General features: G+C 70.3%; 10 protein-coding genes and 2 pseudogenes. 9 read left to right on the plus strand and 3 right to left on the minus strand.

Annotated elements, in window-relative coordinates; genetic code table 11:
* Positions 1–119 precede the first annotated feature (119 nt).
* From OG799_RS32310 to OG799_RS32325, 4 genes are all read left to right on the plus strand, one after another.
* Entirely contained in the window at positions 120–1,613 is a 1,494-nt protein-coding gene (locus OG799_RS32310; protein ID WP_406040630.1) for an NADH-quinone oxidoreductase subunit N, read from the plus strand.
* 143 nt (positions 1,614–1,756) lie between these two features.
* Positions 1,757–2,635: a zinc metalloprotease HtpX gene (htpX, locus tag OG799_RS32315; RefSeq protein WP_406040632.1), complete on the plus strand. Its 879-nt coding sequence runs from the start codon at positions 1,757–1,759 to the stop codon at positions 2,633–2,635.
* Between the two features lie 138 nt (positions 2,636–2,773).
* Positions 2,774–4,033, plus strand: coding sequence for an MFS transporter (locus OG799_RS32320; RefSeq protein ID WP_406040634.1), 1,260 nt, complete (start codon positions 2,774–2,776; stop codon positions 4,031–4,033).
* Between the two features lie 45 nt (positions 4,034–4,078).
* Positions 4,079–4,240: a hypothetical protein gene (locus OG799_RS32325; RefSeq protein WP_406040636.1), complete on the plus strand. Its 162-nt coding sequence runs from the start codon at positions 4,079–4,081 to the stop codon at positions 4,238–4,240.
* A 396-nt stretch (positions 4,241–4,636) separates the two neighbouring features.
* On the opposite strand, the gene OG799_RS32330 is transcribed toward OG799_RS32325, so the two are convergent.
* The gene (locus OG799_RS32330) at positions 4,637–5,206 is read right to left on the minus strand and encodes a YcxB family protein (protein ID WP_406040638.1); all 570 of its coding nucleotides are present in this window, start codon (positions 5,204–5,206) and stop codon (positions 4,637–4,639) included.
* A gap of 290 nt (positions 5,207–5,496) precedes the next feature.
* On the opposite strand from OG799_RS32330, the pseudogene OG799_RS32335 reads away from it, so the two are divergent.
* Positions 5,497–6,729, plus strand: a pseudogene (locus tag OG799_RS32335) (IS701 family transposase).
* Between the two features lie 10 nt (positions 6,730–6,739).
* Here OG799_RS32335 and OG799_RS32340 read toward each other — a convergent pair.
* Positions 6,740–7,033 carry a helix-turn-helix domain-containing protein gene (locus tag OG799_RS32340; RefSeq protein WP_406040640.1) on the minus strand — a complete coding sequence of 98 codons (294 nt, stop codon included), beginning with the start codon at positions 7,031–7,033 and terminating at the stop codon, positions 6,740–6,742.
* Between the two features lie 74 nt (positions 7,034–7,107).
* Between OG799_RS32340 and map the strand changes: the two genes are divergently transcribed.
* The 3 genes and pseudogenes from map (at position 7,108) to OG799_RS32355 (ending at position 10,644) form a co-directional block, all read left to right on the plus strand.
* A complete protein-coding gene (gene map, locus OG799_RS32345) occupies positions 7,108–7,926 on the plus strand; it encodes a type I methionyl aminopeptidase (protein WP_406040642.1) in 819 nt (272 codons plus the stop codon).
* A gap of 1,021 nt (positions 7,927–8,947) precedes the next feature.
* Positions 8,948–9,922: pseudogene (locus OG799_RS32350) on the plus strand (ABC transporter ATP-binding protein).
* Positions 9,919–10,644 carry an ABC transporter permease subunit gene (locus OG799_RS32355; RefSeq protein WP_406040644.1) on the plus strand — a complete coding sequence of 242 codons (726 nt, stop codon included), beginning with the start codon at positions 9,919–9,921 and terminating at the stop codon, positions 10,642–10,644. Before OG799_RS32350 ends, OG799_RS32355 begins: the two are co-directional and overlap by 4 nt.
* A 539-nt stretch (positions 10,645–11,183) precedes the next feature.
* Here the strand turns inward: OG799_RS32355 and OG799_RS32360 are convergent.
* Positions 11,184–12,002 (minus strand): LysR family transcriptional regulator, encoded by an 819-nt coding sequence (locus OG799_RS32360; RefSeq protein WP_406040646.1) that lies wholly within the window; start codon positions 12,000–12,002, stop codon positions 11,184–11,186.
* Positions 12,003–12,098: 96 nt separating this feature from the next.
* Between OG799_RS32360 and OG799_RS32365 the strand changes: the two genes are divergently transcribed.
* Entirely contained in the window at positions 12,099–13,343 is a 1,245-nt protein-coding gene (locus OG799_RS32365) for an MFS transporter (RefSeq protein ID WP_406040648.1), read from the plus strand.
* Positions 13,344–13,986 lie beyond the last annotated feature (643 nt).

Genomic DNA, 13,986 nt, shown 5'->3' on the forward strand with positions numbered 1-13,986 from the left:
CGGCCCGACGCAAGCCGGTGGGACGCTGCCGGCCTTCGGCCTGAGGCCGGCGGCTGGTGGGCTGGCGTGCGGGTGACGACGGGCGGGCGCCGGGGCATCGACCGGAGCGGGGTGGCGGCGTGAGCCTGGTGCAGAGCGTGGACAACGTGGCGCTGCTGCCGGCGTACCTGGCCGCCGGCACCGCCGTACTCGTGCTCCTGGCCGACCTGCTGGTGGCCCGGACTGCCGCGACGGTGGCCGTGGCGGCGGTCGGGTCGGCGTTCACCGCACTCGGCGCGGCGGTGGTCGGGGCGGGCGGCGAGCGGCACACCTTCTGCGTGGGCGCCGACTGCTCCTGGGTTCTCGACGGCCGGGCGGCCCTGGTCGCGGCGGTCTTCGCGCTGCTCACCCTCGGGGTGCTGGGGTTGTCGGGGCCGCTGCTGCGGGCCGGTCGGGCACCGCAGGGGGAGTACTGCTTCCTGCTCGCCTGTGCGATGACCGGCGGCGTGGTGCTCGGCGCGGCCGGCGACCTGATCACCCTGATCGTGGCGTTGGAGACGCTCACCCTGCCGCTCTACGTGCTGGTCGGCCTGCGCCGGGGCAGCCTGGCCAGCGCCGAGGCGGCGGTGACCTTCTTCGTGGTCAGCGTGGTGGCGACCACGCTGACCCTGTTGGGCGCGGCGTTGCTCTACGCGGTGACGGGCGGGTTGCACCTGGGCCGGCTCGGGGTCACCCTCACCGAGCGACCGGAGCTGCTGGACGTGCCGCTCACCACGGTCGCGGTGGCGCTGGTGGTGCTCGGGCTGGCGTTCAAGGTGGCGGCGGTGCCGTTCCACGCCTGGGCGCCCGCCACGTACGACGGCGCGCCACTGCCGGTGGCCGCGTACCTGTCGACCGCGTCGAAGCTGGGCGGGGTGGTGGCGCTGCTCGCTGTGGTGCAGCGGGCGCTGCCGGCCGGCGTCACCGGTCCGGTGCTGGCCCTGCTCGCCGTGCTCACCATGACCGTCGGCAACCTGGTGGCGCTGCGGCAGCGGCGTACCGTCCGGCTGCTCGCCTGGTCCTCGGTGGCCCAGGCCGGCTACATCCTCGCCCCGCTCGGCGCGCTGGCGCTGGCCGCCGGCCGCACCGCCGACGCCCGCGCCGGGGCGTACGCGGCGGCGGTCGCGTACGTGATCTTCTTCGTGGTGTTGGAGCTGGCCGCCTTCGCGGCGGTGGTGGCCCTGCGCCCGGCGGACGCCGACGGAGGCACCCTGGACGACCTGCGCGGGGCGGCCCGTCGGCACCCGTGGGTCGGTGGCACGTTCGCGCTCGCCCTGATCGGGCTGGCCGGGCTGCCGCCCGGGCTGGCCGGGCTGTTCGCCAAGGTGACGGTGGTCCGGTCGCTGCTGGACGGCGGCGCCGGCTGGCTCGCCGTGGTGGTGGCGCTGAACGCGGTGGTCGGCCTCGCCTACTACCTGCGCCTGGCCGCCACCCTGTACGCGGCCCCGGCGCCGACTGCCACCCCGGTCGAGGCCCGAGCCGCCGTGGTCGGCTCCCGCCCGGCCTGGCTGGTGTCGCTGGTCCTGGCCGCGGCGACCGCCGTGGCCGTGGTGGTCGGTTTCGCGCCCCAGCTCGTGCTGGACCTCGCCCGCTGAGCTTGCTGTCCGCCAGCTTGCGCACAGCTGCCGCACAGAATTCCCCAGCCAACTTTCAGCCATGAGCAGGATGGTTGACGGGTACCGGGTTGTTGAACCGGTCAGCGGTTTCCCGCGTGGATCCGCGCACCGAAGGAGCGATCGTGCATCACAACCGCCTGAAGACCGCAGCGCTGCTCGGCCTGTTGACCTCGCTGATCCTCGCGGTCGGCTACTGGTTCGGCGGGAGCGGCGGCCTGGTCATCGCTGTCGTCGCCTCGTTGCTGATGAACGGCATGACCTACTTCTACTCCGACAAGCTCGCGTTGCGCTCGATGCGGGCGCAACCGGTCAGCGAGGCGGAATTCCCCGAGCTGTACCGGATGGTGCGTGAGCTGGCCACCGAGGCGCGGCAGCCGATGCCCCGCCTGTACGTCAGCCCGACGTCGCAGCCCAACGCGTTCGCCACGGGGCGCAACCCGCAGCACGCGGCGGTCTGCGTGACCCAGGGCATCACCGAGATCCTCGACTACCGCGAGCTGCGCGGGGTGATCGGGCACGAGCTGTCGCACGTCTACAACCGGGACATCCTGATCTCCAGTGTGGCGGCCGGGCTGGCCGGCATCATCACCTTCCTGGCGAACATCGCCTGGTTCATCCCGCTGGGCTCGTCGGACGACGAGGACGGCCCGAACCCGGCGGTGCTGCTGCTCACCCTGATCCTCGGCCCGATCGCGGCGACCATCATCCAGCTGGCGATCAGCCGGAGCCGGGAGTTCCAGGCCGACCAGTCCGGCGCCGAGCTGAGCCGGGACCCGCTGGCCCTGGCCAGCGCCCTCCGCAAGATCCACGCGGGGACCCAGGCCCGTCCGCTGCCGGCCCAGGGGCAGCTGACCAGCACCGCCCACCTCATGATCGACAACCCGTTCAAGCGGGGCGGCGGCATCGCCGCACTGTTCTCCACCCACCCCCGGATGGAGGAGCGGGTCGCCCGGCTGGAGCAGTTGGCCCGCAACAGCGGCCCGGTGCAGTTCCAGCGCTGACCCACGACGACACCTCCGCCCGCGTCCGCTCCGGACGCGGGCGGAGTCGTGTGTCCGGGCACTAACCGTTTCCCTCGCGGTACGCCCGGCGTTAGGGTCGAAACGTCTCCCACCCGTTACATCTCTCGGAGGTCGACCGTGGCCGCACTGCGCCAGTACCTGGGCGTCTGGCGGATCCCCGGCGCGCCGATGCTGCTGATTTTCGGCATCATCGGCCGGCTCGGGATCGGCATGACCCCGCTGGCGCTGCTGCTCGTCGTCGAGCAGGTGACCGGCCGGTACTCCCTGGCCGCCGTCGCCGGCGGCATCTACGCGCTCTCCGGCGCGGCGCTCAGCCCGGTCGCCGGCCGGATCGCCGACCGGGTCGGCCCCACCCCCGTGCTGCTGGCCACCGCCGTCGCCCACCCCCTCGCGCTCCTCGGGCTGCTCGGGGCCAGCCGGTCCGAGGCCGGCAAGCTGGGCCTGATCTACCTGGCCGCCGGGGTCGCCGGCGCCACCTACCCGCCGCTGACCGCCGCGATCCGCGGCGCCTGGAACGACCTCACCGGCCCCACCTCCGGCCGGTACCACCTGCGCAACACCGCGCTCGCCGCGGAGACGTCGCTCTTCGAGATCGTTTTCGTGCTCGGCCCGCTGTTGGTCGCCGGGTTCGTGCTGGCCGCCGACGCCGCCGCCGCGCTCGTCGGCGCGGCCGTGGTCACCCTGGTCGGCACCGGCGCGGTCGCGCTCGGCCGGGTGATGCGCGGCTGGCAGCGGCACCCGAGCGAACACCACGCCAAGGGTCTCGGCCCGCTGCGGGTCGGCGGCTTCTCCGCGCTGCTGCTCTGCGTCGCCAGCCTCGGCATCGCGTTCGGCGCTGCCGGCGTGATCGTGCCGGCGTTCGCCGGCGACGCCACCGCCGACGACCCGGAGAGCCTCGCCGGCGTGCTGCTGGCCGTCTGGGGCATCGGCAGCGCGGCGGGCGGCTTCTGGTTCGGCGTACGCCGGCCGGCGGCCAACATGACCCGCCAGTTCGCCTGGCTGCTCGGCGCGGTGGCCGCCAGCTTCGTCGTGTTCGCGGTGATGCCGGGCCCGGCGGCGCTGGGCGTCGCCCTGGTGCTCGGTGGCGCCACCATCGCACCCGCGCTGACCCTGGAGAACACCCTGGTCGGGCGGATCGCCCCGGCCGGCATGCTGAACGAGGCGTACACCTGGGTGGTCACCATGTCGGTGGCGGCGAGCGCCGCCGGCGGCGCGGTGGCCGGCCTGATCGTCGACCACGCCGGCGGCGTGCCCTGGGCCTTCCTCTTCGCCGGGACGGCGGTCGCCGTGGGCGCCGCGGTCGCCGCGCTGCCCGCCGGGCCCATCGCCCGCGCGGAGGCCTCGGCGGTACGCGCCGAGCACCCGGTCGCCGCCTGACCGCGAACGCGCCCCGGATACGCGTCGACCGGTCACCCGATCGGGGTGACCGCTCGACGCGGCGGCTCGGCCGGCGGGACTCAACGCGACCCGGGCGGGTACAGCACGCAGATGTTCCTGTTCTTCTCGAACCGGATCGGCTGCCTCGGCTCGATCCTGATCAGCGCGATCCTGACGGTGATCCTGCTGTTGATCTTCTCGCGGTGACCGGGTCATCAGCGGTGGTTGGTGAACCGCGGAGACAGCGCCCACTGGCAGCCCGAACACCGCCCGTCACCACCGCCTTCCTCAGACCCCCGGCCTGCTGGCCAGGGCGGCGCACCCGCAATTGCCTCAAGGCGAAGGTCCCTGCGGCGACGCAAGGTGTGACTGTCCCGGCCATCTGGCCGCTGGAAGTCCTTGATTTGCCGACCTGGTGCGGTGTGCACGTCCGGGCAGACGTCTGCGGTTGAGCGCTACCCGTCAGCGACCGGCCCAGGTATTACGGCAGCCGCCGTTTGAGATGCCATTGGTGGTGGGTGCTCGGGTGGCTTCGCGGGCCGGTTCGCTCGGGTGGAGCCGCGCCGGTGCGCGGGGCGTTCCTGAACGACGCTGGGCCGTTAATCAAGCGCGCCCGTGGCAGTGGGTTTCGAGCAACGCTCGCAGCCGCGCGGGATCGCCCGTCACCAGCCCGCGCTTGGGCAGCACCAGTACCGCCGCACCAAGCCGCTCAGACGCGCACAGAACGAACGACCGTTCCGTCTCGACATACCGCAGGTATTGGGACCACGCGGCTGTTTCGCTCCGGCTTGCGCTGTTGAGACGTAACCCGGTGTCATCCACGGTGGCTCGGATAGGCTCGGACAGCCAGGGATTCCCGCGCATGATCAGGCGCACCCGCCAGCGATAGATCCAGCGGGCGGCGACAAGGAGCCGGAACAGCAGCAAACCGAGCCCGATGGCGACGAGCGCCACCATGGCGAGGGCTGCGACGTCAGCCGCCGACATGGCCCGGGAGCCGTCAGAAGAGACGAGCCCGGGGAGGAGCCCGACGAGCGCGGCGACGATCAGTACCGGGACCAGCCAGGGACGCCGGACGCGGCGCCGGTGGGCGACGAAGCCGTCGAGCCAGTCGTCCTCGGTGAGGGTATAGCTGAGTTCGACCGGGCCGACGGTGACCTGCTCGGATGACATGAGAGAGCAGTGTATTCCCGGCGTCCGTCCGACTGGCGGATGGGCATGCCTGGTCGGCCGAGAACTGTGCCCTCGCGTACTCAGTTAAAGAGACGTCGATGGTGCGCCCGATCGACCTGGCTAGTACTCCAGCAGGAGATCCGTTCTGACCTGCTGTGGCGGTGTGGTTTTGTCCGTGGACAGCAAGGAGCCACCGTCGAGTCTCGAAGGTTGTGTGGACCCGAGATGCGGCGGTGGCTGCCGTCTGCAGAGTGGACGCTCAGCGATGGTCTGAGCTGTTCGGCGAGTTGATGGACACGATCGAGGCACGCTTCTCGCGGCCGGAACCGCGGCGCCGGGTTCGTGACTTTGTGGCCGGGCTCCTCGCACCGTTACCGGTGAAGAACTGCTGGACCATCGCGGAACACGCCGGTGACGACGGCCCGGGTGGCATGCAAGGCCCTGATCGGCCCGGCGATCTGGGACGAAGCCGCGGTCCGTGCCGACGTGCGTGATTTCGTCGCGGCCCGTGTCGGGCATCCCGACGGTGTCCTGCTGGTCGACGAGACCGGTGATCTGAAGAAGGGCATTCATGCCGTCGGTGTGCAACGGCAGTACTCCGGCACCGCCGGAAAGATCGAGAACTGTCAGCTCGCGGTCCACCTGTCCTACGCCTCACCACTCGGGCACACGCTGGTCGACGTCGCCCTCTACCTGCCGAAATCCTGGACCGAGGATCCCGCACGCCGCGCTGAGGCCGGGGTGCCCGACACCGTCGGGTTCGCCACGAAACCGCGGTTGGCGCGACGGCTGATCGAAACCGCCCTCGCCGACGGCTTGCCCTGCAGGTGGGTCGCCGGCGACGAAGCCTACGGCGGTGACCCACACCCGGCCGCCGCGTTGCGCGGGAACCGGCTCGGCTACGTCCTCGCGGTCGCCTGCTCGCACCGCGTGCCGACCGGTCTCGGCATCCAGCGGACCGACCAGATCGCCGCCGGCCTGCCGAAACAGGCATGGCAGCGAGTCTCTGCCGGCAACGGGGCGAAAGGCTACCGCTACTACGACTGGGCGTTCATCACCCTGCCGCAGGCCACCGACGAGCACGCAGGTCATCACTGGCTGCTGATCCGCCGCAACCGCACCACCGGTGAACTGGCCGCTGCTGGTCAGCCGAACCCGTCCCGTTGCACCACCTGGTCGCCGTCGCCGGGCGTCGTTGGAGCATCGAAGAGTCGTTCCAAGCCACGAAGACCGGCCTCGGTCTCGACCAGCACCAGCACCCCCGCTGGAAAGCCTGGCACCGCTGGACCACCCTGGTCATCGCCGCCCACGCGTTCCCCGCCGCCGCGACAGCCGTCGCCACCAGCAGCCCGGACGGCCTGATCGCGATCACTGTCAACGAACTACGCCGGCTCTTCCACGCCCTGATCATCGACCCGGCACGGCGGGCCGCCGACATCATCGCCTGGTCCCTCTTCCGACGCAGGCATCAAGCTGCCGCCAAGACCAGCCATTACACCCGGCAAGCCCTCACGGAACCCTGAAACGGATCTCCTACTGGAGTACTTGGGCGGCTGGTCTCTGGGACGCCTGGTGGATGGGCATGTCGGCCAGCCAGACGTCGGCCAGGTCGCTGAGGGGGACGTCGAGGGCCTGGCTGAGGCAGACCACAGTGCCGAACGCCGGTGCGGGAAGGCGGCCCGCCTCGATCTTGCGCAGCGTCTCGGGGGAGATGCCGGCTGCCAGGGCCACCTCGACGAGGCTGCGGCCGGCCCGCGCGGCCCGGAGGGCGGCTCCGAGGCGCTGGCCCGCTGCGATCTGTTCGGCGGTGAGTGGTTGGCGAACCATGCCAGCAGGATATCCCTCCGGAGCATCCCCGACCTGGCGTGGTATAAAAATACCGCATGGAGAAGGAGGCTGTCGTGATCGAGCTCAAGTCCGCCGAGGAGATCGGCCGGATGGCGGTGACCGGCCAGTTCGTCGGCGAGCTGCTCGCCGAGCTGAGCGGTGTCGCCGCAGTCGGCGTCAACCTGATAGACCTCGAACACCACGCCCGCCGCCGGATCAAGGAACGCGGCGCCGAATCCTGCTACTGGGACTACGCCCCTTCGTTCGGCCGCGGCCCGTTCCGCAACGTGCTGTGCCTGTCGGTCAACGACGCGGTGCTGCACGGCCTGCCGCACGACTATGTTTTGCGGGACGGTGACCTGCTCAGCATCGACATGGCGGCCGGCATCGACGGCTGGGTCGCCGACTCCGCCCTCTCCGTCATCGTCGGCACCCCCGACCCGGCCGACCTGAAGCTGATCGAGGCCACCGAGGTCGCACTGGAGGCCGGCATCACCGCCGCCCAGCCCGGCGGTCGCCTCGGCGACATCTCCGCCGCGATAGGCGAGGTCGCCCACTCCTACGGCTACGGCGTCAACGCCGAGTTCGGCGGCCACGGCATCGGCCGCATCATGCACGAGGCACCGCACGTCTCCAACAACGGCCGCGCCCGCCGCGGCATGAAACTCGACCCCGGCCTCACCATCGCCATCGAGCCCTGGTTCTGCCGCTCCACCGACAAAATCAAGTTCGACAACGACGGCTGGACGATCCGCTCCGCCGACGGCTCCCGCACCGCCCACTCCGAACACACAGTCGCCATCACGGCTTCCGGCCCCCAGGTCCTGACCCGCCGCCCCACTCACGGCGCCACCTCGGCCGATCCCACCAAAAAGCCCGCCACAGCCTCCTGACCCACTGCCCGCCTTGGGGCGTGACTCAGGGCGTTCCGGGGATGGGGCCTGCCGCAGCTTCCTGAGCAAGTCCCAGCCGCACGCCTCAGCCCACCGCTCAGGCATGCGTGCCGTCCGGCTGGCCCCTTCAGCGGCCAGCTGTTGAGGCAGGTCGTCGCGCGGCCGTTTGCTTCCCTCTCGGCCGGCATCTCGGCCGCCCACTTCGAGCAGGCCCACCCTTTCCGCCAGCCTCTGACCATTCGATCTTTCGCATCTAGCGAGAACCGTGCCTCGATCGTGTCCATCAACTCGCCGAACAGCTCAGACCATCACTGAGCGTCCACTCTGTAGGTGGCAGCCACCGCCGCATCTCGGGTCCACACAACCTTCGAGACTCGGCGGTGGCTACACCGCCACAGCAGGTCAAAACGGATCTCCTACTGGAGTGCTAGTGGGTCTGGCGACGGTTGGATTCCTGGCGAACCGCCTCCGTGAGATCCCGCCAGGTGCCGGCCGAGGTCTTCATCATCCGGTCGACCATCGCGCGGGCAGATGCTTCATCGGGAAGTCGTACGACACCTCCTGCCCTCCGTCACCACCGAGGCGGCCACGGACCCGCCAGAGCCGACCGTCCGACAGCAGCCAGATGTCGCGCCGGGCCATGCGGCCCCACGATCCGTTCCACCAGCGCCCGCGTACCTCCACTCGACTTTCGCATTCTGTTGGAACGGATGTGCGAGCGTCACTCCGAGCAGGTTGAGCTGGGCGGTTGTGACCGGTCTCCATCCGGCGCCCCTACTGAGGGCGTGGTCGTGCGGAGGAGAGATGCCCGATCAGCGGCAATGGCGGATGCGAGGACGGCTGCGGCGTCCCTCGGTCGGGTCTCGGCAGCGGTTCGGCCCGTATCGTGAGCGACGTGGGTTTGTTAGGCCGTGGTGACCGGTCCCGGCGGCCGGTCGAGTCTGACGCTAACGGGCTGGATCACGAGGGCTCGGCAGGAGGACCGGGTGCGGCCTCGTTGCCCGTGCCAGCTGACCGCCTCGTGGACAGTCTGGTTGCCGCAGACGGCAGCCCAGGTGCCCCGGCACTATCCGCGTCTGGGCTGAGCAAGCGTTTCGGTGACCGGATCGCATTCCGCGACGTCTCCTTCAACATCGGCTACGGCGAGGTTTTCGGTTTCCTCGGGCCGAACGGTGCGGGCAAGACCACGACCGTACGGACGCTCGGCACGCTCATCGCACCGACATCCGGCTCGGCCACGGTCGCCGGGATACCGCTGACGCCCGAGAACGGGGTGGACATCCGTCGCCGGATCTCGGTCATGCCCGAGTCGCCGGGGCTGTACCTGCGGCTGAGCGTGCTCGAGAACCTCGAGTGATTCGCCGAGCTGTACGACACGCCCGACCCGACCGATCGCATCGACCGCGCGCTGCGGGCGGTGAACCTGGTCGACCGGGCCGGCGATGCCTGCGGCGCCCTGTCCAAAGGGCTGCGCCAGCGAGTTGCTCTGGCCAGGGCGCTGCTCAGCGACCCGGAGATCCTGTTCCTCGACGAGCCTGCGGCGGGCCTGGACCCGGCCGCCGCCCGGGACGTCCACGAGTTGATCGCCGCGCTCAGCCGCAGCGGGGTGACCATCTTCCTCACGACCCATCGCCTAGAGGAGGCCGAGCGCCTCTGTGACCGGGTGGCGATCTTGAACACGACGTTGCGCACAATCGGCAGGCCCGCCGAGCTGCGCGACCAGTTGTTCGCCAGGACGCTCACGGTCAGGACCCTCGTCCCCCTCGACGACCCGGGTCGGGTCTTCGGTGGCCTGCCGGCCGTCGACGGCTGGCACCAGGACGGCCCGGTCACCTACGTCCTTGTCATCTCCGATGCAGCGCTCGCCGCACCCGCCGTCACCCGGGCTCTGGTCAAGGCCGGCGCCGACGTGCTGTCGATCGGCGAGTCACACCACTCGCTCGAGGACGTCTACCTCGAACTGATCGACGAGAATGAAACGGTGCGTGGAGGATGAGCATCAACAGCAGACGAGTCCGGGCCATCGTCCGCAAGGAGCTGCGCGACTTCCGCCGCAACCGCAACCTCACCGTCGGCATGGCGATAGTCCCGGTGCTGTTCTGCGTCCAGCCACTCGTCGCCGTCTTCACGCTGGACCCGGCGGCGTCGACCGCGCTGCGGCATGAGCATGTCCTGCTGTACATGCTCGGCATCCCGGCCCTCGTGCCGTCCTTTGTCGCCGCATACTCCGTGGTCGGTGAGCGCCAGCAGGGCACGCTCGAGCCGGTGCTCACGACCCCGATCCGCCGCGAGGAGCTGCTGCTGGGCAAGGCCCTGGCCGCCCTGCTGCCATCGCTCCTCGTCGCCTACCTGATCTACGGCCTCTACCTGGCCTGCGTCGAGCTGTTCGCTGCTCCGGCCGTGGCATCCGCGCTCATCCGTCCCCCGGACCTGCTCGCCCAGCTCGTCTTCACGCCCCTGCTCGCCGGGTGGTCGATCTGGGTCGCCATCCTGATCTCCACCCGGTCGAACGACATCCGCGTCGCACAGCAGTTCGCGGCGCTGGCAAGCCTGCCGTCCATCGCCGTGACGACGCTCGTCGCGTTGAACGTCATCAAGGTGTCGCTCGCTGCCGGTCTGGCCGCCGCCATAGTCCTGCTGCTCTTGAACCGGATCGCTTGGCGGCTCGTGTCGGCGATGTTCGACCGCGAACGGCTCATCATCGGTACGAAGGGATGACGTACCGGCGCCGTCAACGCACCACCGCCAACCTCAGGACATCCGCTCATCGTTGCGGATGATTCGCCAAGTTGCGCGGTGCATTCGATCAATATCCCGTACGGTCGGCGTGTCGGGGTGATCTCGCCGGCGAGACTAAGGAGCATCGGCGGTTGCCTATGGACTCCTGAAGAGAGTTGCCGATCCGTACGCGGGTAGCGGTCCGTGGGTGATTGCTGAGCCACCCCGCCCGCCATCGACCCGGGCAAGCCGAGCAGGCCACCGCCCGACGCACCAGCCGCCGCCCGACTGTCAAGGTTCACTTGACGTGGCGCGCCGGGCGGCAGCCCGCTCCCTCAAGGGCGGGTCGAAGGCAGACCGGATGGCAGTTGGCCAACGGCGTGTGAGGAGGCGTCCAACCGCCTCACTGTGAGTTCTTACCGGAAGGCGGCCAGGAATGGACCGAGCTGACTGGCGTCGACCTCATCGGTGTCCTGGCGGGCCGCTTCATCCTGCGCCTGGGGTTGGACGGAAACCGGCGCGCTGACCAGCCGCGAAACTCAGATCATGCGTCGTAGCGCGGTCTCCACGGCATCGATCAGCGGATCACCTTCGGTCCGTGGGTGCCGTGCGAGACCGAGCTCGACGTCCGGCAGGGTGGGCAGGGCGTCCGCGTCGTGGCAGGCCATGACCGGTTCGAGGTTCGCGGGCATGAGCGCCGCGACGCCGAGCCCGGCCCGTACCGCGGCGAGCACACCGACCAGGCTGTTGCTTTCGAACGCCGCCCGCCAGCGCCGATCGGCACGTTCCAGCGTTTCCAGCACTGACGTACGCCAGGAGCACGGGTTCGAGAACAGCACCACCGGCAGCGGATCGGCAGCCACGTCCACACCCTGGCCGATCGCCCAGACCAGCGGGCGGCGTACCGTCCAGCGCGGCGGCCCGGGAACGTCCGGCACCGCGTCGAGCACGAGTTGGACGCGGCCCGCGTCGTAGGCCTCCCGCATCGCGGCGCTGGAAATGCTGAGCACCTCCAGCGTCGCGCCGGGGTGCAGCCGGGCGAGGTCGGCGAGGGCCTGCGGAAGGTGGGACGCGGCGAGGTCTTCGAGCAACCCGACGACGCAGTGGCCGGCAAGCGCGCGTCCGGTTTCGGTGAGTGCCTGTGCGGAGAGCGAGAGAATGCGTTCGGCGTACGGCAGGAGCTCCTCACCCGCCCGGGTCGGCGAGACGCCAGATGGCGACCGGTAAAGCAGCGGACGGCCGACAACGCTCTCGAGCTTGCGCAACTGCTGGCTGAGCGCGGGCTGGGTATGTCCGAGCGCGGTCGCGGCGCGGCTGATGCTGCCCGCCCGCACGGCGGTGACGAACGACCGCAGCAACGCGGTCTCAAGATCTCTGGCCATAAGCATCCATTATGCCAGCTCCAACAAATTAACCACTTCTTATGATGTGACGGATGATTTAACGTCACGCTGGTGACCGGATACCGACAGGTACTCGCCGTGCCAGGGATGGCATCGCTGCTGGGCGTTTCGCTGCTCGCCCGTGCCGCGATCACGGCTGACGTGATGGCGTTGACGATGTATGTCGTGCTGGGTCTGGACATGAGCTATGCGGCAGCGGGTGGCGTCGCGGCGGCTATGACCGCGGGGATGGCGCTCGGCGGGCCGCTGCTTGGCCGTATGATCGACTGGCGGGGCCCGCGTACCGTGCTGCTGGTCACTGTCGTACTGCAGGTCGTGTTCTGGCTGAGCGTGCCGATCCTGCCGTACGGGATCCTGCTGGGCGCCGCCTTCGCGGCGGGTCTGCTGATGGTGCCGGCCCAGCTCGTGACCAGGCAGGCAATCGCCGCGATGACGACGGCGGGACAGCGTCGGGCGGCGTTCGCGCTGGAATCGGTGCAGGGCGAGCTGTCGTACGTGGTGGGCCCGCCGATCGTGATCCTCTTCGCGGCGAAGGTTTCCCCTGGCGTGGTGGCATGGGGCGTCGGCGCCGCGATCGTGGCGGGTGGAGCGGGGATCGCCCTGCTCAACCCGCCGCTGCGTGCCGAGGACGAGGCGGATGCCGACACGGTCGGCCGCCCCCGTCGCCGGGAGTGGCTGGGCCCGGGCATGATCGCCGTGCTGGTGATGGCGTTCGGCGCCACGATGGTGCTCAGCGGTACTGACCTGGCCATCGTCGCCACCCTCGAAGAAGCCGGCCAGGTGTCCTGGGCCGCCGTGGTCGTGGCAGTGTACGGCGTGGCCTCCATCGTCGGCGGGCTGGTGTACGGCGTGCTCCCCCGGCCGCTGCCCACGTGGCTGCTGCTCGGTCTGCTCGGACTGGCGACCATTCCCGCCGGGCTGGCCCACGATTGGCCCTGGTTGTGCGTGGCCGGCGTCGGTGCAGGGCTGCTCGCCGCGCCGACTCTTTCCGCGGTGGCCGACGCGGTGAGCCGGCTGGCGCCGGCCAGCGTGCGGGGTGAGGCGACAGGTCTGCAATCCTCGGCGCAGAGCGCGGGTTTCGCGCTCGGATCCCCGATCGTCGGGGTGGCGATCAGCGTCTCCGTGCCAGCGGGCGGCTTCGCGGCGGCCGGGCTGGCCGGCCTCGCCGCCGCGCTGACTGGATGCCTGCTGTCCCGCCGCTCGCCCGCCCGAACGCGGTCTCCGCTCAGCGATCTCGGCCGCGCCGGGACACCGGACCTTGAGCCGTGCGGGGCCGGTGCCCGGCCTGGCGCATGAGGTACGGGCCCGTGCCTACGGCCGCGCCGCTCCGGTGACGAGCCACGTACGGCCGCGCAGGTTCGTGACAATCTGTCCTGTTCGTCACTGGGCGCGCCATGCTAGTCAACGTATGGAGGCGTTCATGTTTGGCGCGAGGCTTGCACGTCAAGGGTGACGGCCGATCCGCCCCGACGAGGACCAGGCATCAGGCTATCCCTGGTCCGCCTTTGGCATCGTCTCGCCGCTTGCCGCCCTAACGTCCGATCGCGCCGGTGACCTGCGGTGACGCTGGACGCAGGGCAGCCACCCAGTTTGGACGCGGCCTGTGATCTATCGTGAGTGGGGAGTGCCGGTGCGGCGTCCCGGCCTGGTGGCGTAAGCAGGGCACCGTGCTGCGCGCTTCAAGATCGGTCGGCATGTGCTGTTCGAGGAATCGGACGTGCGGGCCTGGATCAAGGCGCACGGCATACCTGCCGAGCCCTGCTGCCGGTCGTCGCAAGGACGCTGACCGCGGGACGGGGTGGTGACCGATGCACCGGGCGAGGCGGTGGACAAGTACGAAGCTGGGTGCCGTCGCAGCGATGAGTCTGCCGGCGCCCACAGGTCTACCTCCCGACCGAGACAACCAACCCATCGGGAGTAAGGCATGGGCCTCATCCAC

The organism is Micromonospora sp. NBC_00898, assembly GCF_045207895.1.
Lineage (GTDB): Bacteria > Actinomycetota > Actinomycetes > Mycobacteriales > Micromonosporaceae > Micromonospora.